Source organism: Leptolyngbya sp. FACHB-8 (assembly GCF_014695575.1).
Taxonomy (GTDB): Bacteria; Cyanobacteriota; Cyanobacteriia; order Elainellales; family Elainellaceae; genus Vacuolonema.
This window is the reverse complement of the sequence record NZ_JACJOO010000080.1, coordinates 37,196-60,443: the sequence shown is the minus strand read 5'-3', so window position 1 is coordinate 60,443 and position 23,248 is coordinate 37,196. Positions and strand designations below refer to the sequence as shown.

18 protein-coding genes are annotated in these 23,248 nt (G+C 51.8%); 5 read left to right on the top strand and 13 right to left on the bottom strand.

What is annotated here, in order from left to right; all coding sequences use genetic code 11:
• Positions 1-278: 278 nt before the first annotated feature.
• The 3 genes from fghA to H6F91_RS22900 form a co-directional block, all read right to left on the bottom strand.
• Positions 279-1,130 carry an S-formylglutathione hydrolase gene (gene fghA, locus H6F91_RS22910; RefSeq protein ID WP_190775518.1) on the bottom strand — a complete coding sequence of 284 codons (852 nt, stop codon included), beginning with the start codon at positions 1,128-1,130 and terminating at the stop codon, positions 279-281.
• Positions 1,131-1,268: 138 nt separating this feature from the next.
• Entirely contained in the window at positions 1,269-2,378 is a 1,110-nt protein-coding gene (locus H6F91_RS22905; protein ID WP_190775519.1) for an S-(hydroxymethyl)glutathione dehydrogenase/class III alcohol dehydrogenase, read from the bottom strand.
• Positions 2,379-2,946: 568 nt separating this feature from the next.
• Positions 2,947-3,333 (bottom strand): VOC family protein, encoded by a 387-nt coding sequence (locus H6F91_RS22900; protein ID WP_190775551.1) that lies wholly within the window; start codon positions 3,331-3,333, stop codon positions 2,947-2,949.
• Positions 3,334-3,519: 186 nt separating this feature from the next.
• Here H6F91_RS22900 and H6F91_RS22895 point away from each other — a divergent pair, with 186 nt between their 5' ends.
• Positions 3,520-3,798: a hypothetical protein gene (locus tag H6F91_RS22895; protein WP_190789506.1), complete on the top strand. Its 279-nt coding sequence runs from the start codon at positions 3,520-3,522 to the stop codon at positions 3,796-3,798.
• Positions 3,799-3,829: 31 nt separating this feature from the next.
• Positions 3,830-4,741, top strand: a complete 912-nt coding sequence (locus H6F91_RS22890; protein ID WP_190775521.1) for an ADP-ribosylglycohydrolase family protein — start codon at positions 3,830-3,832, stop codon at positions 4,739-4,741.
• A gap of 64 nt (positions 4,742-4,805) precedes the next feature.
• Here the strand turns inward: H6F91_RS22890 and H6F91_RS22885 are convergent, their stop codons facing one another.
• From H6F91_RS22885 to H6F91_RS22875, 3 genes are all read right to left on the bottom strand, one after another.
• On the bottom strand, positions 4,806-6,221 hold the full coding sequence (locus tag H6F91_RS22885) for a pitrilysin family protein (RefSeq protein ID WP_347280073.1): 1,416 nt from the start codon (positions 6,219-6,221) through the stop codon (positions 4,806-4,808).
• A gap of 275 nt (positions 6,222-6,496) precedes the next feature.
• Positions 6,497-8,041 (bottom strand): pitrilysin family protein, encoded by a 1,545-nt coding sequence (locus tag H6F91_RS22880; RefSeq protein WP_190775522.1) that lies wholly within the window; start codon positions 8,039-8,041, stop codon positions 6,497-6,499.
• Between the two features lie 566 nt (positions 8,042-8,607).
• Positions 8,608-8,958 (bottom strand): hypothetical protein, encoded by a 351-nt coding sequence (locus H6F91_RS22875; protein WP_190789505.1) that lies wholly within the window; start codon positions 8,956-8,958, stop codon positions 8,608-8,610.
• Positions 8,959-9,158: 200 nt separating this feature from the next.
• On the opposite strand from H6F91_RS22875, the gene H6F91_RS22870 reads away from it, so the two are divergent.
• The gene (locus H6F91_RS22870; RefSeq protein ID WP_190789504.1) at positions 9,159-9,935 is read left to right on the top strand and encodes an MlaE family lipid ABC transporter permease subunit; all 777 of its coding nucleotides are present in this window, start codon (positions 9,159-9,161) and stop codon (positions 9,933-9,935) included.
• 647 nt (positions 9,936-10,582) lie between these two features.
• On the opposite strand, the gene nagA is transcribed toward H6F91_RS22870, so the two are convergent.
• From nagA to H6F91_RS22845, 5 genes are all read right to left on the bottom strand, one after another.
• The gene (gene nagA, locus H6F91_RS22865) at positions 10,583-11,734 is read right to left on the bottom strand and encodes an N-acetylglucosamine-6-phosphate deacetylase (RefSeq protein WP_190775524.1); all 1,152 of its coding nucleotides are present in this window, start codon (positions 11,732-11,734) and stop codon (positions 10,583-10,585) included.
• Positions 11,735-12,113: 379 nt separating this feature from the next.
• Complete coding sequence (nagB, locus tag H6F91_RS22860) at positions 12,114-12,920, bottom strand: glucosamine-6-phosphate deaminase (protein WP_190775525.1); 807 nt, start codon at positions 12,918-12,920, stop codon at positions 12,114-12,116.
• A gap of 151 nt (positions 12,921-13,071) precedes the next feature.
• Positions 13,072-15,012 (bottom strand): glucose-specific PTS transporter subunit IIBC, encoded by a 1,941-nt coding sequence (gene ptsG, locus H6F91_RS22855; RefSeq protein WP_190775526.1) that lies wholly within the window; start codon positions 15,010-15,012, stop codon positions 13,072-13,074.
• An 88-nt stretch (positions 15,013-15,100) separates the two neighbouring features.
• Entirely contained in the window at positions 15,101-17,659 is a 2,559-nt protein-coding gene (gene ptsP, locus H6F91_RS22850; RefSeq protein ID WP_190775527.1) for a phosphoenolpyruvate--protein phosphotransferase, read from the bottom strand.
• Between the two features lie 831 nt (positions 17,660-18,490).
• Positions 18,491-19,291 carry a hypothetical protein gene (locus H6F91_RS22845; RefSeq protein ID WP_190775528.1) on the bottom strand — a complete coding sequence of 267 codons (801 nt, stop codon included), beginning with the start codon at positions 19,289-19,291 and terminating at the stop codon, positions 18,491-18,493.
• Positions 19,292-19,523: 232 nt separating this feature from the next.
• Here H6F91_RS22845 and H6F91_RS22840 point away from each other — a divergent pair, with 232 nt between their 5' ends.
• On the top strand, positions 19,524-20,282 hold the full coding sequence (locus tag H6F91_RS22840) for a hypothetical protein (RefSeq protein ID WP_190789503.1): 759 nt from the start codon (positions 19,524-19,526) through the stop codon (positions 20,280-20,282).
• 238 nt (positions 20,283-20,520) lie between these two features.
• Here H6F91_RS22840 and clpP read toward each other — a convergent pair whose 3' ends face one another.
• Complete coding sequence (clpP, locus tag H6F91_RS22835) at positions 20,521-21,147, bottom strand: ATP-dependent Clp endopeptidase proteolytic subunit ClpP (RefSeq protein ID WP_347280072.1); 627 nt, start codon at positions 21,145-21,147, stop codon at positions 20,521-20,523.
• A 145-nt stretch (positions 21,148-21,292) separates the two neighbouring features.
• On the bottom strand, positions 21,293-21,628 hold the full coding sequence (locus H6F91_RS22830) for a hypothetical protein (RefSeq protein ID WP_199308005.1): 336 nt from the start codon (positions 21,626-21,628) through the stop codon (positions 21,293-21,295).
• A gap of 528 nt (positions 21,629-22,156) precedes the next feature.
• Here H6F91_RS22830 and H6F91_RS22825 point away from each other — a divergent pair.
• A complete protein-coding gene (locus tag H6F91_RS22825; protein ID WP_190775531.1) occupies positions 22,157-22,975 on the top strand; it encodes a photosystem II manganese-stabilizing polypeptide in 819 nt (272 codons plus the stop codon).
• Positions 22,976-23,248 lie beyond the last annotated feature (273 nt).

The window sequence follows — 23,248 nt, the reverse complement described above, 5'->3', positions numbered from 1 at the left end:
TTACTAGCCTACGACGCGATGTAAAGATTTTTTACCAGCAAATGATCCAATCCTTACCCTTAAAGAAATTGATGATCATCGGCCTTTTCATAGAGTATTAAAACAATTCTCTACAACCTAAGTTCGAGATAAGTTGAAGTGCCCATTTTGGCGTGTGCTTCACACACGCCAAAATGGGTGTTTTCGAGTGCAGCGTTACGCTGCACTCGAAAACACCCTTAACCCGAACTCAGATTCAATAGCTGCCCTCAGTTCTTTTTAGGTTTTCCTATGGGTAATCAAGCCAGTAGGGCACTCGCATGGTGCCGAATATGATCGGCCATAAACGTGGAAATAAAGTAATAACCGTGGTCATATCCCTCCTGCATCCGCAGTTGCAGAGGTTGACCTGCCTGTTTACAAGCCGCTGCAAGAACTTCGGGCAAGAGTTGATTTTGGCCCAGGAAGGGGTCGGTACTTCCCTGATCTACGAGGATGGGGCGATCGCCATTCGCATAGCTTTTCACCAATTCGGTCGCATCATAAAGTTTCCAGGCGTCGTGGTTCTCGCCCAGGTAGCGACTCAGCGCTTTTTGCCCCCAGGGACATTGAGAGGGGGCAGAGATGGGGGCGAAAGCGGAGATAGAACGGTAGCGATCGGGATTTCGTAGACCGCAGACCAGCGCACCATGGCCTCCCATAGAGTGGCCGAAAATGCCAGCGCGATCGCCCCTCACCGAAAAGTTAGCTTCAATCAGTTGAGGTAATTCTTCGGTGACATAGCTATACATGCGGTAGTTAGCATTCCAGGGGCTTTCTGTGGCATCCACATAGAACCCGGCTCCCTGGCCAAAATCCCAGGATTCCTCTTCGTCGGGGACATGGTCACCTCGGGGGCTGGTATCGGGTACCACCAGCATTAACCCCGCTTCTGCCGCATACTGCTGAGCCCCCGCTTTCACCATGAAATTTTCCTCTGTGCAGGTCAGCCCGGATAGGAAATACAGCACCGGAACGGGGGCTAATTTTGCATGGGGTGGAATATAAACCGAGAACCGCATATCGCAGCGACACTGCTCAGAGGCGTGAGAATAAAAACCAACGGTGCCGCCAAAGCAGGCATGTTGACTGTGCAAGGTGAGTGAATCCATAGCGTTTTCAACAGGGAACGAGTGATAAGAGCGAATAGAACCTTTTACGGTGGGCCATAGCAGTTTCCGTATAGGAAGGCTTGGCACCTACTCAAAGTTCAGTTTTCGGGCGCTAAGCGCCCGAAAAAGCGACCTTACCTAGTAAACCACCACACTCCGGATTGACTCCCCTGAATGCATTAAATCGAACGCATCGTTAATCCGCTCCAGGGGCAGGGTATGGGTGATCAGGTCATCAATGTTGATCTTGTTTTCCATGTACCAATCCACAATTTTAGGGACATCGGTGCGGCCTCTGGCTCCACCAAAGGCGCTACCTTTCCAGACGCGCCCGGTCACCAGTTGAAAGGGGCGGGTGCTAATTTCTTCTCCAGCTCCGGCCACACCGATGATGGTAGAAACGCCCCAGCCCTTATGGCAGCACTCCAAAGCCTGGCGCATGACGTGGACGTTGCCGATGCATTCAAAGGAATAGTCGGCACCACCATCAGTCAGCTCAACCAGATGAGCCACGAGGTCGCCTTCAATTTCCTTGGGGTTGACGAAGTGGGTCATGCCAAATTTTTCGGCGATCGCCCGCTTGCTCGGGTTCAGATCCACCCCCACAATCATGTCAGCCCCTACCATGCGGCAGCCCTGAATTACATTCAGTCCAATCCCGCCGAGGCCGAACACGACAACTTTAGCGCCTGCCTCCACCTTGGCGGTGAAGAGTACGGCACCAACTCCCGTAGTAACGCCACAGCCGATATAGCACACCTTATCAAAGGGAGCATCCTCGCGGATTTTGGCGAGAGCAATTTCAGGCAGCACCGTGTAATTAGCAAAGGTGGAGGTGCCCATGTAGTGATACAAAGGCTTGCCGTTGCAGGAGAAGCGGCTGGAGCCATCGGGCATCACGCCTTGGCCCTGGGTGGAGCGGATTGCCTGACACAGGTTAGTTTTTCGGCTGAGGCAGAATTTGCACTGGCGGCACTCGGGGGTGTAGAGGGGGATGACGTGATCGCCCACCTTCAGGCTCTTTACCCCTGGCCCCACTTCGACCACGACACCGGCCCCTTCATGGCCCAAAATCGTTGGGAACAGCCCTTCGGGGTCTTTGCCCGACAAGGTGAATGCATCGGTATGACATACTCCGGTTGCTTTAATTTCGACTAAAACTTCGCCGTCCTTTGGCCCTTCTAATTGAACGGTTTCAATACTGAGCGGTTTTCCCGCTTCATGGGCAACGGCAGCCTTTACGTCCATCGATCCAAATTCCTACTCTGCTTAGATAGGTTTCAATCGCTTCGATTATCGCGATTTCGAGGGAGCAGTGTGTGAAAAATTCCCGGATTATTAAGAAAAAAGCCAGTGATATTTAATGGCTGATTCATCAAAACCCTTATGTTAGGGAGGTTGCATGCAACCTCCCTAACATAAGGGTTTCAGCAAATAGAAGTTGAAGCTGATTCGCTGCAAAAACTACCGAAAAAATCTGCCCTAGACGGAATTATCCCAACTCAGCGAATGGTATAGAATCGGTGGACTCAATATTACAGCAACGATTTGATATGGCTGAGCCTGATAAAAACCTCATCAAAATCGAGCCTGGTACGCTACTGGTCATCATTGCAGCCCTACTGCTGGTGCCCCTTCTGCTAGCTGGATTTTTATCTCAATAACCCGATTACGGGATAAGCCTAGATGGGCGTTTTTGAGTGCAGCGTACGGCGCCCGAAAACGCCTTTAACCCGAACTCAGGTTCAATAAATCCTCTTCGTTCAATCCAGTTACTTGATACATCAGGATACACAGCACAATGTGCCATATGTTTTTACGTTGACAACAAATTTGATACTTCAATCAAATTGCCGTCGGGGTCACGGATGTAAATGGAGAGAATGGAGCCGGTGGCTCCGGTGCGTTGAACGGGACCCTCAATAATGGGAACATTGCAGGCAGTGATGTGAGCGATCGCCTCCTCTAAAGGCACAGTAGTCAAAAAACACAAATCCGCAGAACCGGGGGTTGGGACGGTCGCTTTTGGCAGAAATTCCTTCCCTTGTTGATGCAAATTGATCTTCTGGTTACCAAAGGCTAATGCCCGACGCCCCTCCCCAAAGGCGATAACCTGCATTCCCAATACCTGAGTATAAAAATCACAAGTTCTGTCAATATCTCGCACGGTCAATACAAGATGGTCAAGATGGCTAATGTTCATATCCAGTGACATGGCACCCAAGGTGAAAACGTGTGTTCAGTAATATGTAATTCTCTTTGTAAAGATGTTGCTGTACCGATGCCCTCACAAAGAGAATTACATATTAAATAAATAAAACCGAGAGAGTGGGCTTCGCCCACTCTCTCGGTTTTATTTTCAAGCAAGTTCGTAATCACTAGGAACGCTATGAACGAGAAACCCATCGTCGATGTTAGGAGATTTCCAGAAAAGAACTTCCCCATTTTTTGGAAAAAAGGCGCGGCTTTGCCGCGCCTTTTTTCCAAAAAATGGGGATATTGTTTCCCAGAAATCTCCTTAGTTTGTGAATTTGATGAAAATACCTCACGCGCAGGCGTCCGTCGGCTGGAAATTCGGTATCAGGTCGATGACGAAACCTGGAAGGAACTAACCCAGCAGGCAAGGATGGTATTTCAGGGAGAACCTTACTTCAACCTCGCCCCGTAAAAGGCTCGAAGTGAGCCTCACAAGGTAAGACATGTCACACCCCAATTCTGCCTCTCAATCACTTGACGCAGCTTATAACTCGCTAGTCGGATTAGCGGTTGGTGATGCTTTTGGTGATCAGTTTTTTCGGCTTTTGGCGCAGTACGAATCACCCGCTGAAAATCGTATTCTTCCGCCCAGGCCCTGGTCCTGGACCGATGATACCAACATGGCTCTTTCGATTTATTCAGTGCTTCGACAGGATGGCCATATTGAGCCCAATCGTCTGGCTCAAGATTTTCTTGAGCGTTATAACCCAAGCCGTGATTACGGCCCGGCGCTGAATCGCTTGTTGCGTGAAACAGCCTGTGGAGCAGACTTGGTACAGGCAGCCAAGACTCAATTTGGTGGGCAAGGCTCTTACGGTAATGGTGCGGCAATGCGAGTCGCTCCGCTTGGTGCTTTTTTTTCGGCTGATTTGTCGGCTGTTGTGGAGCAAGCTCGGGCATCAGCGCTCACCACACACACCCATCCAGAAGCCGTAGCGGGAGCGATCGCCGTTGCAGTGGCTGCAGCTTATGCAACTCAGTTGTGTGGAAGTCCACCCCCAATACCCCGCGAGTTTCTCACCCTGGTATTGCCCCTTATCCCACCGAGCGAGGTAGCCTCAAAGGTTGCGCGGGCATGCGAGTTTGAACCGGGGATGTCGGTTTACCGCGTTGCGGCAAAATTGGGCAGTGGCTCTAAGATTTCGGCGCAGGATACGGTTCCATACACACTATGGTGTGCAAGCCAGCAGCTAGGGAATTATGAAGAAGCCCTATGGCTGACGGTAAAAGGGTTAGGTGATGTAGATACAACTTGTGCGATAGTCGGGGGCATCGTGGCGTGCTATACCGGGCAAGCTGAAATTCCCATGGAGTGGAAAAATGCCTGTGAACCGCTACCCTCTTGGATTGATTGAATAAAGAGAGGGGGGTGCTTAGCACCCCCCTCTCTTTATTCAATCGCGATAGTAAAGCGAAACGTTACTGGGGAATTGTGATATCGACCGGAGTCACTCTGCCATTGGGGGCAATGGTAGAAAGGGAGGGTTGAATTCCTGCCGCGTTACCGACAACGAGGGTAACCAACTGCTCAGGCTTCAGTTGACTTTGGGCCGCTTCCAAAACGTCTTGAGGAGTAATCGCTTCCACTTCTTTCTGGTAGCGGAAGATGAAATCATCGGGGTAGCCGTAGTACTCGTAGCGGATCAGGCGGGAGAGCGTTTGATAAGGTTCCTGAAAGTTGAAAACAAAAGCATTCAGTACCGCTTCCTTGGCGCTAGCAACCTCCGCCTCACTCACAGGTTCCTCCCGTACTTTCTCAACCTCAGACATAAACGCCTGGATGAACGGAACCGTAGCATCGGTACGAGTCTGCCCGCCACCGACAAATAGGCCAGGGTAATCAAATCGCGGGCTCCAATAGGCATATACCACATAGGCTAAGCCCTGGCGCGATCGCACCTCATTCACCAACCGTCCCCCAAAGCCATTCAGCACTTCGTTCAGCACCGACATGGCTGCGTGGCTTGGGTTATCTAACTGTCCACCCAGATGGCCGATCTGGATGTAGCTTTGGGTCAGCTGCGGTTGATCAACCAGGAAGACACCACCCGTTTGGGCCTGGGCAACCGGGGGTAGCTCCGTGCGGGCACGGTTAGCCTGGGCCGAAGCGGGCCAGTTATTGAAGGTGGTCTCAATGAGCGATCGCATCTTCGCCGAGTCAAAATCTCCCAGAATGCCCAGAATCATGTTGTCGGGGTGGAAGTATTGCTGGTGAAAACGCACCAGATCATCGCGGCTAATCGCGTTGAGCGTGGCGTACTCCACCGTTCGAGCGTAGGGGCTCTCTTGACCGTAGATCAGCTTATTAAACTCACGGCTGGCGATGCCATCAGGCTCATCGTTACGGCGGGCAATGGAGCCTTGCCACTGGGTTTTGGCCAGGTCGATTTTGTCCTGGGGAAAGGCAGGTTGGCGTAGCACTTCGGCAAACAGGGTGAACACGGTATCCAGATCCTCAGTCAGGCTGCTAAAGCTGACCGATCCACTGGTGGTATCAATGCCCGTTTCAATGTACGCAGCCCGCTGTTCTAACAGTTGATTCAGCACATCACCGGGATGGGCCGTACTGCCGCCAATCCGCATCACCTGGCCAATGATAGCGGCTAAACCAGTTTGGTTCGCTGGTTCCAGGCGAGCACCCGTACGGATGGTAGAAAACCCGCTCACCAGGGGCAATTCGTGGTCTTCCACCAGATACACCACCATGCCGTTGCTCAGCTCGAACCGGGTGTAGTCGGGCAGCGTCACCTCAGGCAAGGGGGGAAACTGAATCTGGTCGTAGTGCAGAGCTTCATTGGCTCGAACTGGAGATGGTAACCCCATCAGTGCAACCATCAAGCCTGCCAGAAAAAACATCAGGGAGCGTTTGTAGAATCGTCGCCCTGGGACGAGCCCACGCTGACGGGAAAAAATTGTCTGTATCGGTACCCACAACATAGGGGTCAAAGTCTCCTTTCAAGTCGCTGGATAAGATCGATGGGTGTCACAACCCCTCAATCGAAATCGTGTTTAAGGATTTTTCTGTGCATCTTGCCCACAGAAGAACCTTCAATCTAGGGCTGCGTTAGAGCAGTTGTTTTTCGTACGCTTGGCACAAAAAACCCGTTGACCTAGGGCTGTGTTGTGGTGGACAGGAGCCGACCCACAGTTAATTTTTCCGGTACAAAGGTCTGTTGAGCCACCTGCTGTACCTGTGCAGCATCAACAGCTTCCAGCGCTTTCAGATCTTCGAATAAATTGCGCCAACTCCCGGTTTTGGCTTCGTATTCAGGCAACAGGCTCGCCATGCCCTGATTGGAGGACAGCGTTTGCAGGGTACCAACGCGCACCTGGGTCTTCACGCGATCCAGCTCCTCCACGGAGACGGGTTCGGTCTTCAGCCGTTCCAGTTCCCGATCCAAAACAGTGGCAACTTCTTCAATCGTATGACCGGGACCCGTGAGGGCATAGAGCAGCATGGCGTTGGGGTAGCGATCGCCCGGAAAGCTATTCGCCACATCCACACTTAGAGCCAGGCCAGTTTCCACCAGCGTTTGATAGAGGCGGGAAGTGCGACCTCCAACCAACAGAGACGTTATCACCGAATAGACCTCATCCGTGGGGTCTGTAAGGCTGGGACGCTGATAGCCTTCCAGATACCAGGGTTCACTCTGGAGGTTAAGCACAACTTCTCTGGGCGCAGTTTGCTGGGGAGCCTCGGCCACAACATCCGGGGCTCGCGATTCTCGATTGAGCCGCCCGAAGTAGGTTTCAGCCATGCGTTTCACGGCCTGGGTATCTACATCACCGACCACAGCCATCACCATGCGATTGGGGGTGTAGTAGGTGTTGTAGAAGTCTGCAATATCCTTTCGAGTCAGCGTCGCAAGGTCTTCTGCATAGCCGATCACAGGCCGACCGTAAGGGTGGCCCGGAAATGCGGCTTCCAGAAACGCTTCGATCATTTTGCCGATGGGAGAATTATCCGTCCGCATCCGGCGTTCTTCTAGAATCACGTCTTTCTCTTCGTAAAATTCACGAAAGACGGGTTCCAAAAAGCGTTCAGATTCCAGCGACATCCATAGCTCTAGTTTGTTGGAGGGGAAGCTATAGAAGTAACGGGTGGCATCAGCGGAGGTGGTAGCGTTCAACCCAACTCCCCCGGAGCGCTCAACCAATTGCCCGAACTCATTTTGCTTCACATAGGTGGCCGCCTGCTGGCGCAAGGTATCAAATTCGGTCTGTAGCTGAGCCACTTCAGACTCTTGCTGCTTAGCTCGGGCATCCAGGAGTTTGCCAAACACCTGATCCATCTGCTCGAATAGCCGCTTTTCTGCATCGTAGTTGGTGGTTCCGATACGATGTGTTCCTTTAAATGCCAGGTGTTCCAGGAAGTGCGCCGCCCCGGTTTTGCCTTCCGTCTCGTAGGCAGCACCCACGTTTACGTAGGTCATGAACGACACCACAGGGGCTTGATGGCGTTCCATGACGATAAATTTCATGCCATTGTCGAGGGTAAACTCGCTGATGCGATCCAACACTCGGTCGATGTAGGGCTGAAGGTCGAGCGTCGGTGAGGCGGTTTCGGTGCGGGCGATCGCCGTCAAGGGCAAACTGCACCACATCCATACCCCCACCAGCACCATCAGAACCAGGCGCTTAAGGGAATTGACCATAAAATTTCTAAGTGCGATGAACGAAACGTGGGGGACTCTAAACCTTGAAGGTTGGCTTGCTATAGCCACCCCTCGGCATGGTAACCCAGGAAACTAAAGACAGGGATTGAGCTTGAAGGTTTCTGAGATGTCGATCTCAGGGTCCACTTAATCCACCGTCCACTATAGCCTTCCAACGAGCTAGGCGGCTCTCCGCTCATTCCGGCAAAATCTCTTTATATAGCACTACGCGCTTAGAAGCAGCAGGATTGTTTTTGGAAAGCCTTGCTGCACACAGCTTTCCAAAAACAATCGATTCTAACCAAACGATATAAAGCGATATATAGCAATGTGCAAGTGCGTTAAGTACAGCAACGGTGGTGTGGGGCACTTAGTGCCCCACACCACCGTACTTAATCGACCCGCACAGCGATATAGGCTGTTGAACCCAAAATTTTGGATGGATTGGCGTGTTACCGCGGTTCCTAGGCAAAATTTTGGGTTTAACAGCCCAGATACGCAAAATCCCTGGCTTGTCGACAAGCCAGGGAAGAGGTGTAGTCAGCATAGCCAGCGGGTGTAATGCCCTATTGCATCGGATGATTGTGAACAGCACGGTGATATTGGTGATAAAACACCAGGTAAGCATCGAAGAGGAACCCAACGAGACTACAGGCCACCGCAATCGTTAGTACGCCTGTAATCCAGTGGCCAGAGCCAAAAATTTGAAAAAATTGTAGGACTAACTGATTCAGCTCTTGCCCAATGGGGGCAATACCTGGAATGTGGCTCGCCAGGGCCGTGGTTCCTACAAGCCCGGTTAGCAGCAGCAGCGGTACCAGGAATGCAAAAAAGCTGGCGATAAAGAGCGATCGCATCAAACTCATCATGTCAATCATCAGGGTGACAGGGATCAATGTAGCGAACTCAGACAGCACAAAAGCGCAAGCTTTTCGTGCAGAGAGGCGATAATTCTACGATAAGGGGTGGAAGGGCGATCGCCTGTAGAATGCCAGAAATCTTAAATCGCTCTCAGAAAAGCCAGAAAATTTTGCGTAGGCTTCTCATATAGTGAGCAAGGCAGGTTAACAGGGGTTCATGAAGCCGTTTGTTACGACGACAGCAAGTAGGTGGCAGCATGGCACAGGATGTGGGAACAGGTAGCTTGAGACGGTGGGCAGAGCGTCTTACCGCCGCCGTTTTCTTGGGAGGGCAGGTGCTGGTGCATCTGTTAGGCGGGAAAATCCACCGCCGCAACATTATGGAACAGATGGCTATGGTGGGGCCGGGGTCATTGCTGATTGCCCTGCTCACCGCTGCCACTGTGGGGATGGTGTTTACCATTCAGGTATCCCGCGAGTTCATTAATTTGGGGGCAGGGACTGCGGTTGGGGGGGTATTGGCCCTGGCCCTTTCCCGCGAGTTGGCTCCGGTACTGACCGCTGTGATCGTGGCGGGTCGGGTTGGCTCGGCCTTTGCTGCCGAGATTGGCACTATGCAGGTGACTGAACAGATCGACGCATTGTATATGCTGCGTACCGACCCCATCGACTATCTGGTAATTCCCCGGGTAATTGCCTGCGGATTGATGTTACCGCTGCTGTCTCTGCTGTCGTTCGTCACTGGGATGTCTGGAGGGGTACTGATTGCCAACACGATGTTTGGTATTGACCCCAAAGTATTCCTTGATTCTGCTCAAAATTTCTTGATGGTTTCCGACTTAACCAGCGCCATCATCAAATCTGTGGTGTTTGGGGTTTTGATTGCCATTATTGGCTCCAGTTGGGGGCTGACCACCACGGGCGGTGCAAAAGGGGTCGGGCAATCGACCACGACTGCTGTGGTGACATCCTTGTTAGCGATCTTTGTGACTAATTTTTTCCTGTCCTGGCTGTTATTTCAGGGCTTAAGCTAGTCCTGCACGGTGAAATCAACCTGTGTTGGATGGTGTGGCATACGAGACCCCTCACCACCCAACATAGACAAAATTAGGAGATTTCCAGTAATGGAATTACCCCCAGAATGTTGGTACTTTGCCCGCGAAGCGGGCAAAGTACCAACATTCTAGGTAAATTCTTATGCAGAAACCTCCTTAAGCCGCTGAATAGGCTTTTTAGGAGAATTCCTCTAGCAAGTTGAACCGAAAACACGTCAGTTCGGGAAAGCCGAACCGCCCATTATTGCGTGCGCGACGCGCACGCAATAATGGGCTTTTTCGAGTGCCGCGCTTCGCGCGGCACTCGAAAAAGCCCTTAACCCGACTGACGTTAAAACCACTCATTGCCAACAGCGCATAAAGCTGATCCTCTCCCACCGATGCGAAGCGCCACATTCACCTCCCATCAATAACCCTTTAGCGCAAGGGGGTCTGGGGGAAGGTGCCCCGTCCTCCAGCCGAGGGGTTTGGGGAGCAGCGCGTCCCCAAGCAGAGTCTCTAATACTCCCCCCTGATTGCACTGTTCAAGTTAATTCAGTGCAAAAGGTAGTGTGTGGCGTGTAGTGCCACACACTACCTTTTGTACTGAATCAACCTACTAACACCGTAGGACTTGCTGTGAAGGATCACCTTCTTTCAGGTAAGTACTGACCACCATCAACCACACCAACAATTTCCAGATCATCATTAAAAATGGCGAGGTTAGCGATTGCCCCCTCCCCAATCCAGCCCAGTTCACCATCGACGCCGATCGCCCGCGCCGGATATAAAGTCGCCATCCGAAGCGCTTCCTCCAGGGGAATATCAACATGGTGAACGCAGTTGGCAACGGCTTCTATCATAGTCAGTGCCGAGCCACCCAAGGTGCCATCTGCCGACACACACATTCCATCCCGATAGAAAACCTCTTGCCCACCAATCATGAACGATGCCATGTCAGTCCCGACAGGCGGCGTTGCGTCCGTAACCAGAATCAGCTTCTCGCCCTTCAGTTGTTTGGATAGGCGAATGCTGTCGAAATGAACATGATGCCCATCTGCAATAATGCCAGCGTAAACATCAGGCCTACAGAAAACAGCCCCGACCATACCGGGATTGCGTCCTTGCCAGGGGGTCATGGCATTAAACAGGTGCGTTGCCATCCTCACCCCAGCATCAAACCCAGCGATCGCCTCCCCATAGGTGGCATCCGTATGCCCGGCCGACACCAAAATGCCCTGCTCTGTCAGCACTTGAATTTGTTCAGCACTGGCCTGTTCTGGAGCCAGGGTCACCAGCTTCACCGTCTCTCGGCCCGCAGCAGCGATCGCCTCCAACATTTCCCAGTCAGGCTTTCGAACAAAATCGCCGTTGTGAATGCCCTTGCGTGTTGGGTTTAGGTATGGCCCCTCCAGATGCAGGCCCAAGACCCGGTAGGGGTGGGCCTGACGATAATGGGATACGAGGGCGATCGCTTCCCGCATATCTTTATCCCCAGCCGTAATTAATGTGGGCAGATAGCTGGTAGTTCCACTTTGTAAGTTCGTCTGGTGCATGATGTCCAACGTTTCCGCAGTGATAGCGTCATTGAACATCACCCCACCACAGCCATTCAGTTGCAGATCAATGAAGCTGGGGGAAACGTTGGCCCCAGCTAAATCGATCGTGGGGCAATTGGCGGGTAATGCATCCAGGGAACTGAAGGAGTGGATGCGATCGCCAGCGATGACGAGGGCGCGATCGCGTACTATCGCCATCCCCGTGTAAAATGTCCCATTCACCAACGCGTACTGATTCATACCCCTCACTCCCACACTGAGCTACTACAGGCCTTACTTCCTGCAACACCTAATAATTTAACGGCACAGTTCATCCTATCGCGACACTTTATTTCTTCAATTTCTACAGTGCTGGATGGATCGATTCAGCAGTTAATGTGTGGAGGTAATCTCCACACATTAACTGCTTGTGATTCTATACAAGTGAAATGCCTTATTTAATTTAATCAACATCATATGCTATACAGCGACTATAAATCCATATATCTACAATCACCTATAGCGGCACGGAATCAACCTACATAGCACCTTTATCCTTCATTAAGTGGATGTAGTAATAGATATTGCATAACGTTTGAGACACCACGAGCTTATCTCCCAGAAGCATTTTATAGATCATCTAAGAATGCTTCTTTAACATCCTTGAATGATCTTCCATTTCTCGGAAATAGCGTACCGTCTTGACTTTTAGTTCCAGGGTTGCATCGTCATCACACGCTATGAGTGCACGCGGATGCCATTGCAACGCCGACACAGTCCACATATGATTAACGCCTCCTTCGATCGCCTGTTGAACGGCCTGGGCTTTCTTAAATCCCTGCGCTAGAATCATCACCTCACGGGCATCCAAGATCGTGCCAACTCCCACGGTTAAGGCTAATTTTGGCACCTTACTCAGATCATCCTGAAAGAAGCGGGAGTTAGACAGGCGGGTGCTGTAGGTCAACGTCTTCAATCGCGTGCGAGACTTTAAAGACGAACCAGGTTCGTTAAAGGCAATATGACCATCTTCCCCTACACCGCCAATAAATAACTCAATCCCGCCATACTGTTCAATTTTGGCTTCATAAGCTGCACACTCGCGATCGGGATTATCGGTATTGCCATCCAAAATGTGAATTTGGTCAGCCGGGATGTCAACATGATCAAAGAAATTCTGGCGCATGTAGGTGTGGTAACTTTCGGGATGATCCTTCGGCAGTCCCACATACTCGTCCATGTTGAAAGTAACGACGTGACGAAAGCTGAGGTCACCCGCACGGTGAAACTCGACTAAACGGCGATACATCCCGCGAGGCGTGCTACCTGTGGGCAGACCAAGAACGAAGGGGCGATCGCTCGTTGGCCCAAACTCCACAATCCGCTGCCGCACATATCGCGCCGCCCACTCTCCAACCTGACCGTTGTCACATACAATCAACCGCATTGCTGTTCCCTAATATCCTGCGCGTCTGGTTTTTATTGTGATGGCCCCTCGACCCTATCAGCTATAGGTGTTTACCGCTGATGCCCCTTAAAAAAGGGAGTCCCCTGCTACCAGAAAACTCCCCCTATCTTTATTTCACACCGTGCAGGTTTTAAGTACCGGCCCCCTGAGTCAGATGATTCTGAATCTCATTGGCATATTGATCAGCTCCAAGACCTAAAAGGATGTGTAAAACCCCCTCTGGTAACCGCAGAATTCCTTCTGCCCCTGCATTCCGTAAACCTGCCTCATCGACGGCGTTACTGTCGGCCACTTCCACCCGTAAGCGGGTGAGCGCCACAGGCTCAGCTCGACGAATATTCTGTATCCCACCCAAAGCACGGATAATAGTGCTTGCCTTTTGAGCCGCTTGGGGGTCGCGTTGTTGAGCGGGAGGGCTCGCCACTCCATTCGTCGGCTCTGCTGCTACCAGATTCGCAGGAGGAGCCTCAACCACATCAGCTTCTGGCCCAGCCGTTTTGAGATACTCACTCATATCCGTCTTCAAGTTCTCAGAGCGAGGGCCAAAAATAGCCTGAACACTGTTGCCCACCTCCAAAACCCCCGTGGCTCCCAGAGCTTTTAGCTTGCCCTTGTTCACCTTGGCTTTATCCTCAACAGTAACCCGCAGACGGGTAATACAGGCGTCTAACACTGCAATATTGTTGCGACCGCCAAAGGCCCGTACCAGTTCTCCAGCCATACCGCCCGTGGCTGCCGCAGCAGCCACCTCCCCAATGCCCTCGGGGGTGACCTCCTCATCTTCTCGACCTGGGGTTTTGAAATCCAGAACGCGAATGGCAAAGCGGAAGACGAAATAATACACCGCCGCCACCACAATGCCGCCACCAATGATGAGTTTCCAAACCTCGCCCTTGTCGCCGTTCCAGTTACCCAACTGATTAAACAGCGCAAAGTCAATAAACCCCTGGGAGAAGGTAAAGCCCATCCGTCCCCCCAGCGCCACAAACAGAAAATCACAGATTCCAGCCATGACGGCATGGATCACATAGAGGAGCGGGGCAACGAATAGGAAGGAGAATTCCAGCGGTTCGGTAATCCCTGTCAGGAACGAGGTGAGTGCGGCTGACACCATCAAACTACCCGTGATTGCACGGTTTTTGGGCTTAGCGGAATGCCAGATGGCCATCGCCGCAGCTGGAAGGCCAAACATTTTGAACCAGTAGCCCCCGCCTAAAATACCTGCGGTGGGATCCCCGGCAAAAAAGCGGTTAATGTCACCCCGTACCAATTGATTCGTTACCGGATCGGTGTAGGAACCAATTTGGAAGAAGAAGGGTACGTTCCAAACGTGGTGCAGGCCGAAGGGGATGAGCGATCGCTCCACCAACGCATAGGTCCCCGCCGACACTGGTATGTTGCTGCCACTCGCCGCTGCGTTCGCAAAGTTATTGATCGCACCACCCACAGGAGGCCAGATTATGCTCATCAGCACCCCAACGACGATCGCCGTCAACCCGGTAATAATCGGGACGAAGCGCTTTCCGGCAAAGAATCCTAAATACTGGGGTAACTGAATTCGGAAGAAGCGGTTGAATAAATAGGCAGCAATACAACCGATGATCAAACCGCCGAAGACCCCCGTATCCAGCGTTTCAATCCCCAGAACGGGCTTCATCCATACCGCAGGGGTTGGGTCCCCTGCCTGAATCAGTTCCTGCACCTGGGATTCAGTGACAAATTCTCGAAATGCTCCGACCGCTCCCAGAGATGCGATGAACACCATGAAACCAACCGTGGCCGCCAGAGCCGAAACCCCGTCGTTACCGGTATAGGCGATCGCCACGGCAATGGCAAAAATCAGCGGCAAGGCCCCAAAAATGGCATCCCCTGACGCCTTCATAATGGTCGCTAGAGATTCGGGCAACCACCAGAAGGTAGCCTTGTCAATCACACCACTTTCCAGGTTTTGCAGTTCAATCAAACGAGCGCTTCCCAACCCCAGCAGCAAGCCAGCAACCGGAAGCACCGATACAGGCAGCATCAGGGCCTTTCCCATCTGCTGCAATAGCGCAAAAGCTCTTTTCCACATAATGACGAACGTCGTGAAGGGATTTATTTAGATGGAAAGGTTTAAGACACCCAGCGTTTTCCAAACCATGGGTGTCTACCCGGACAAACTACTCTTCGATGAAGGGGCTGAGGTCGCGCACAGCAGCGGCAGTCTCTGCAGCCAAAGCCCTTGATGCTAATTCTCGGCACTCTACCAGGCTCAGGTTACGGATCTGGGCTTTAATGCTGGGAATGGTGGGTATGCTCACGCTCAACTCTTTCACACCCAGCCCAATGAGGATCGGTATAGCTTGAGGATCGCTGCCAATTCCACCACAGACCCCGACCCACTTGCCGTAGCGGCTGGCTCCGCGCACCGTCAGGTCAATCAACCGCAGTACCCCTGGATCCAGACCGTCAATGAGGGGGGCCAATTTGGGATGGCCACGGTCCATCGCCAGGGTGTACTGAGTCAAGTCATTTGTTCCAATGGAGAAGAAGTCGACTTCCTGGGCAAACTGGTCAGCCATCACCGCAGCCGAAGGCACCTCAATCATGATGCCAACTTCGATGGGAGCCACCCCCAGCCGTTGCCGTTCCTCCTCTAACATGGCTTTGGCCATGCGGATTTCGTCCAGCCGCGCAATCATGGGAAACATGATCCGCACAGTGCCTTGCTGAGAAGCTCGGAGAATCGCTCGCATTTGGGTACGCAAAATTTCGGGGCGATCGAAGCCAATGCGAATCCCCCGTTCTCCCAAAAACGGATTTTCTTCGTGGGGCATGGGCATATAGGGCAAAGGTTTATCCCCCCCCACATCGAGGGTCCGAATGATAACCGGACGGCCCTTCATTACAGCAGCGATGTTACCGTAAATTTGGCTTTGCACCTCTTCAGATGGGGCACTGGCGCTTTCCATGAAGACAAACTCGGTGCGCAGCAAGCCTACCCCTTCACCACCGAGGCCAATAGATTTTTCGGCCTCCTCCTGGTTGCCAATGTTGGCAACCACTTCAATTGGGTGGCCATCACGAGTGGTAGCAGCTTGTTCACGGGCAGCAAAGTCTACTTTTCGCTTCTCAGCCACGCGCTGAATTCGCTGGCGGGTGCTCTCCATTTCCTCAGAGCTGGGATTTAGCCGCAGACGTCCCTTGCTACCGTCAAGGATGACCGGCATGCCATCGGCTAGCCCCATTACCCGTTCTTCAGAACCCGCGATCGCCGGAATATCCATTGATCGGGCCAAAATTGCTACGTGTGACGTTGACCCACCAGCCACGGTGCAGAACCCAATGACGCGGGTGCGATCGAGGGTAGCCATATCCGATGGCGTCAAGTCTTCAGCCACCAGAACGGTCTGTTCGGGATAGGTTGCCGTTTCTGTCGTCACGCCGGTCAGAATCCGGAGTACTCGCCCGCCAACGTCTCGCAAATCGTTGGCTCGCTCAGCCAGGAGGGTATTCTGCAACTTTGCCAACTGATTGGCCTGGCTGGTATACACGTGCTTCCAGGCATAAGCAGCACTTTTCCCTTCGGTAATCAGGCTTGCCGTTCTGTCATAAATCTCTGGATCCTCCAAAATTTCCTGGTGAGCCGCAAAAATTGCAGCCTTCTTGGGATCCCCCTGGCCATGGACCTTGGCCCGCAGAGCTTCCACCTCTAATCGAGCCTGTTCAATCGCCTGTTCCAGCTTGCGCTGTTCCTGATTCGGCGTGCCCCCGACCTCTTCTACGGCAATTTCCTGATTTTTGACCTGGTGCAGGTAACCGACAGCCATCCCCGGAGATGCGGCCACGCCTAGAATCACATTGGGGTCCTCCGAACGAGGGCGCGGGGCGGGTTTAGCCTCTTCCATCTGGGCAATGCTAGAAGGAGCGGGCATTGGCTTTGCTCCCTCTTCACCCAGACCGGAACGAATCGCTTCAGAGAGCTCAGCGATCGCCCCCTCCGCATCATCCCCCCGGCCCTCCAGAATAACCACATCTCCCCGGTTGATTTGCATCCCCATCAGGGCAACGACACTGCGGGCATTGGCCTGGTCATTACCACGCCGTAGCCGCAACTCAGCCTTATACTTCTTGGCCAAATTAACCAGCACCGCTGATGGCCGCGCGTGCAACCCTTCAGGGTTCGGAATCACAATTTCCTCGGAACGCACCACATTTCCCTCCGTGGAGAGGGCTCCGGTGGCAGCAGCTGAGAGGGCGAGTTCCAGCACCATATCGCGGCCTGCAACCACGTTGCCCGTTTGTGGAACGAATTGCGCCACGCGATCGCTATTGGTAATCACGACCTGGGTCAGCAAGCTGACAGCATGAAGCGCGACATAATCAGCATCAAAGGCGATGAGGGGATCTCCAACTTTGACGCGATCGCCCACTGCCACCTTCGGGCTAAATCCCTGACCCCGTAACGTTACGGTATCCAGACCAATATGCATCAATACTTCCAAGCCCTCTGCCGTACGAAGAGTAATGGCATGGTTGGACGGATGCAATTGGATGACTTCCCCATCACAGGGAGCTTGCAAAATTTGACTGGTTGGATCAATGGAAATGCCATCACCCACCATTTTCTGGGCAAAAACTGGATCCGGAACACGGTCAATCGGTAAAAGCATACCCGAAAGCGGAGCTACCAATAACACACGGGTCGCAGACGACTTCGCGGTTGTTGTATAGGCCATTTAGTCTCTCCCAAGCTTCTATTTTTAAAAGTGACTTCAAAGCCTTAAAAATCAGATGTGTTTTGAAAGACTGACGTCAGCTACTGATCACTTAAAGTCATTGGATAATATTCCGATTGAGAATCCATGTGCCTTAAGCAACGTTTTCATTTAAGAAGCTTGAAGACTTATTACAACTGCTCCAAACAAATAACACTTCTCAAACCATATTCGCGAACGATAGCCCTTCTAAATAGGACTCAAACGCACGCGTATTCGGCTTGCGCACATATATAACCCTTACGGCTCCGGTAAAGGACGAGGGATGGATACGAGAGTTCGGTCCACATCCATCTCTCATCCCTTCTAAAGCAAAAAATGCTGTAAGTGCGAACAAACGCTTTGCTTTTTTTCAAAAGTTCCCCATAGATACCTGCTATCTATTTACCTCGTTTGTAATGCCGCTTTCCATTTTTAATTTGCTTGTTGTTCTGAGTTTTAATACTTAATAACAGACGGTTTCTCTCTATCTTACTGAGTAGCCTGGCTGTTCTTTTTATCACTACAAAGAAGGAGTCTAGAATAGGATTTAAGCCCTTAAAAAGCTGTATCAATCTAATACAGCACTGTGTGAGTTGATTAAGTACAGAAGGTAGTGTGTGGCACGCCACGCCACACACTACCTTCTGTACTTAATTAGCCTGGATACCGCTATATTTAATGACTGAAGTTTGCGTATGTTTAGAAATGGACTACTATTCCGACTGAGCAACGCCATTTACTAGCCGTAATAGTAGAGAAGGGTGAACGCTTAGCGCCCACCCTTCTCTACTACTACGGGTCGTTCAATAGTTATTCAGCAGAGACTTCTTCTACGGTTTCTGTGCGCGTCTCTAAAGCAGTCACAGCGTGTTGCCGGGTCTCTTCCAGCCCATCTACAGTCGGCAGAGCCTCCGTTACAGGAGTGGATTCTAATGGCTGATTGCGCTTAGAAAAACCCCATATGAAGAGGAGGGCGATCGCCCCAATCATCACAAACTCGGGCGGAACCAATTCTGGATGGATCACGCGAACCAGCAACCGCAGTCCCACCAGGGATACCGTCAAGTAACCGGCATCTTCCAAGTGCGTGTATTCGTCCAACCAGCGAATAAACAATCCCGCCATTAGTCGTAACGACAGCACTCCAATCAGCCCACCCGTTAGCACCAGCCAGATCTCATCGGAGATAGCAATCGCGGTCGTCACACTATCCAGAGAAAACGCCAGATCCGTAATGGCGATCACCGGAATCGCTTGCCAGAGGGAGCGAAACCGCGGCCCACGATGATGAGCTTCGCCACCCACCTCTTCTTCGTCAGAGGTGAAGTATTGAAACACCAACCACAGCAAATACAGGGCACCCGCCAGCTCAAACTGCCAGAAACGAATGACCCAGGTGGCCGATAGAATCAGTACCACCCGTAACAGAAAGGCTGCCAGCAAACCCAAATTTAGCGCTTGTTTCTGGAGTTTGGCTGTACCCAACCCCTGGGCGATCGCCGCCAACGCAATAGCATTGTCTGCTGACAAGACAGCTTCTAGCGCAATTAGGACGGGCAGTAACAGCAGAGTATCTGCCCCAAAATTTGGCTCAAGTAAAGAATCCAGCATGAACCCCACATCAGACGACTGGTGAATTGCAACCGGGGAAGCGATCGCCTCTACCCGGGTAGTCTTGGCTTACCGGGACAAAAGTGCTACAGCTTGCAAATTCCCTTTAATCAGCTTAACGTGGAAAACTCATAGAAGCTTGATTTTAGATTTGAGTTACCGGGGAATCGCCTCACGGGAGAGCATGGCGTTGTTGGATAGTTTACTTATACAGTTGCGGGCAACCTGGCCTATGGCAGTGGTTGTAGCCGAGTTTGTGACCGTACAGGATGGGCAGTTCATCGTCCGGGCATTAGTCCAGGTTAATGGTATGGCTCTGGCATCAGGTCTGGCCGCCGCTCATACGATTGAAGCCGCCGAGGATCGGGCTAAAGAACGGGCTATTCAAGCACTCAAGCTCCCAGCAAGCCCCTCATCTAGTTCCTCCATTCCCAGTCCTGAACTACCATTAAGTGGCAGTTTTTCAGCAGCAGCGACAGTTACGCCTCCCTTGCCAGCCATAACCACACCAATTGGGCGATCGCCCCTTCCAGAACCGCTGCCACCTGCAATATCAGCCCCCATCCCTGCACCTTCCTTTGACGAAGATTTTTCAGCAGGGCCAGTGGTTGCCGACCTCTATAGCCATACATATCAAAATCCTCTCGACGAACCTGACGATGGCCCCGACCCACGTCAGGTGTTGGAACAGATGATCCCAGCCAGCGAGCTGCTCAAGAAAAATCCTGAGGATAGTGCCTCCAGTGGCACTAAAAAGCCTCGTCGTAAGGAAACCAGGGCTGAGCCCTCCCGAGTCCCTGAATCAGTAGATTTATCAGATGTCATCGCGCAGACGGATGTAGAGTTGCAACGCCTGGGCTGGAGCCGAATCCGCGGACGAGACTATCTGTCTCAAACTTATAACAAGCAAACCCGCTCAGAGCTCACCGAGCTAGAACTCTACGAGTTTTTGAGCTACCTCAAAGCTCAACCGTCTCCCCCAGCTCTGTAAAGTAACTCTAGTTCGGCTTAAGGGCGTTTTTGAGCGCGCAGCGCACACGCAAAAATGGGCAATGTATATATAGCGCTGTGCGAGTTGATTAAGTACGGTGGTGTGGGGCACGAAGTGCCCCACACCACCGTTGCTGTACTTAACGCACTTACCATTGCTATATATTCTGGCTTTTGGCGCAGGATAAAAAACAGGTGCGCCTATGACGCACCTGTTTAAGACTTCTGTCAAGTTAAAGCTAGCTAGCCGCTGTAACCGGAGGACGGCTACCAACTGCTGCCTTGTCAATAACCTGATCAATCAGGCCATACTCTACAGCTTCCTGAGCAGACATAAAGAAGTCGCGCTCTGTATCCCGCTCGATCTTTTCAAGGGGTTGGCCAGTATTGTTTGCCAGCCAACGGTTCAGATTTTGCTTGTGATACAGAATCTCCCGAGCTTGAATCTCGATATCTGTGGCTTGCCCTTGAGCACCCCCCAGAGGCTGGTGGATCATAATACGGGAGTGAGGCAGGCTGCTGCGCTTGCCCTTGGCCCCTCCTGCCAGGAGAAATGCGCCCATGCTGGCAGCCAGACCAACACAGATGGTGCATACGTCAGGGCGGATGTGGTTCATGGTGTCAAAAATACCCATCCCAGCGGTAACGGAGCCACCCGGCGAATTGATGTAGAGATAAATGTCTTTTTCGGGGTCATCCGCTTCTAAGAAAAGCAACTGGGCCACTATCAGGTTGGCAACTTCCGAGTCAACTTGCTGCCCTAGAAAAATGATCCGCTCCCGCAGCAGGCGAGAGTAGATATCAAAGGCGCGTTCGCCGCGTCCGGACTGTTCAATTACGGTTGGAATCATGCCGCGTTGCTTCACAATCGAGGAATTTCTCTCATTCTACTGATTTCCCCGGCGAAGCGGAGTGCGGATTCACGATCGCCCACCTACAAATACGCTCAAAACTATTACTCCCAAAACTGTGCCGTTCGGAGTGCAAGCGGCACAGTTTTAGGAATCCATTTCACGGCTCCGAAGAGTGCTGCGGTTCATCCGGCTCTAATAGGTTAGTCAGGAGAGCCTGTAACCGCATTCGTCCAATGTAAGGCCACCCCCCACTCGCCTCAATATCCCGTAGCAAGGCGTAAAGTTCATGGCGCGTTTTAGGAAGGGTTTCCTGAAACAGTTCGTCCCGAATCTCTCGATGGAGCTTTTCGAGAATCCTGAGCAGACCCAACAACGCCTCCCCATCGCCTCGATAAGAGTCAGCAGTCTTCTGAACCAGTTGGGCGATCGCCTCCTGATCCTTCTCCTGCTGTTGCCTCTTTACAATACTTTCTTCAATAGGATAGTTCTCCATAGGATGCTAACGCTCCAAACAAAGTAGCAAACCAGTATGCCGCAACCATAGCGTATATAAAATAGTCTCCCTGATAGCCGCCCTAACCCAAAACCAAGGAGCAAATTTATCCATACCTTCATGCAACGGCAGTCTTTTCCAGATTCTCCCGCCCCTGCACCAACAACCGTTCACCATGAACGACTGGTCCGACTGCATGCACTTTTTCGCGCGAAAACTTGGATTGAATAAGTACAGAGGGTAGTGTAGCGCCACGTGCCACAACACTACCCTCTATACTTAATTAACTTGATACCGCTATAGAGATGATGAATTCTCATGCAATCGGAGGCGTCAGGTACTTCATGTCCCCTGCCCTTAACACAGAACGGCCCAAACTAGAACAAAACCTTCGGCCAGAAATGTTGTGAGAAGCCAGAGAACAGAGGCGCAACCTCCTGTAGAATGCTGATTAGCTGATCTGTATATGGCTTCGGCCCACCCATCCAAAAACAATCAGATTAAGAAAAGAGATATTCGAGGTTCATCATGAGGTATCGCGCTCTCGTTGTCGCATTCCTTGCATTATGCATGGGCTTGCTGACGGCCTGCGGTCAGGCTCCCTCTGACAAAGGCCCCCTGACCTACGAACAAATCCGAGGCACAGGTCTCGCCAACGCCTGCCCTGAGGTCACCGAAATTCGTCGGGGCTCCATTCCCCTTAACGCTAGCCAATCTTACTCTCTCGTTGATCTTTGCCTGGAACCTACCAGCTACGCGGTCAAAGAGGAGCCCGTTAACAAGCGTCAAGAGGCTCAATTTGTCGAGGGCAAAACCCTAACCCGCTACACCACCACAATTGACCAGGTACGCGGCTCTCTTAAGCTTGGCGAGAATAACAGCCTAAAATTCGTTGAAGAAGACGGGTTTGACTTCCAGGCAACTACTGTTCTTCTCCCCGGTGGCGAAGAGGTTCCCTTCCTGTTTACCATCAAAGGCTTGGTTGCTTCCGCCGCCGGCTCTGGCAGCATTAACGCATCCACCGACTTTGAAGGAGAGTTCAAGGTTCCCTCTTACCGGACGGCTAACTTCCTGGATCCTAAAGGCCGTGGTTTGGCTACGGGCTATGACAGTGCTGTAGCCCTACCTGCTCAAGCAGATAGCGAAGAGCTACAACGGGAGAATAAGAAGAAGTTCGATGTGGGCCGTGGCCGGATCTCCATGCAAGTCACCAAAGTTGATGAAGCAACGGGCGAAATCTCTGGCACCTTTGAGAGCATTCAACCTTCCGATACTGACATGGGTGGTAAGGAGGCAGTGGATGTCCGAATCCGTGGTCGCTTCTATGCTCGGGTTGAGGCAGCCTAGAATCTGCTTTAGAAACCTACCAGTCTGAGAGTTCTTAAATCTAGCTCTCAGAATTCTATTGGAACTTTTAGGAAGGAGCCTTTTGGCTCCTTTTTTTTAAAGACCTGTTTAGTTTTATTTCAAACCTGTGGATGGGATGTGGAAGAAAGAGCACGGTTATGTCTTTTCCTCCACACCCCATCCACACTTCCAGAACATAACTCAAGGCCTTATGCGTAAGGCGATCGCAGCCAGACCATTCTCCTAGTACTCGACAGCCTAAGTTTGTCAAAA